This window comes from Robertmurraya sp. DFI.2.37 (assembly GCF_029211245.1).
GTDB classification, from domain to species: Bacteria; Bacillota; Bacilli; order Bacillales; family Cytobacillaceae; genus Robertmurraya; species Robertmurraya methanolica_A.
Window position 1 is genome coordinate 1 of record NZ_JARGEJ010000925.1, and the last position, 286, is coordinate 286.

Below are 286 nucleotides of genomic sequence, written 5' to 3' on the forward strand. Positions count from 1 at the left end.
TTTGCATCTTTTTTCGGCAGCCAACCATAGCCAAAATCGTTTTCTGGTTTTGCATTTTCGCCAAACCATGCTTTTAGAAGGTTTACAAAAAATCTTCTTCTAAATGTTCCATTTTTCTTTATAGTATCGCTAACACAGAAGCAGCAGGTGTGACGTCCCATAGTGGAGCGCTTGAACTTTTAGATCGATTAGGGTTTAAAACAAATAGGGAAAGAAAAATGTGCAAAACAATCGAGGAAGTGATTGAGTTTGTTGCAGGGTGGGCTGAAAAAAGACCGCATCTTCC

At 39.2% G+C, this 286-nt stretch carries 1 protein-coding gene; it reads left to right on the top strand.

What is annotated here, in order from left to right:
- Positions 1-110: 110 nt before the first annotated feature.
- A partial coding sequence (locus PZE06_RS29185; protein WP_309145456.1) for a hypothetical protein occupies positions 111-286 on the top strand: 176 nt, incomplete at its 3' end.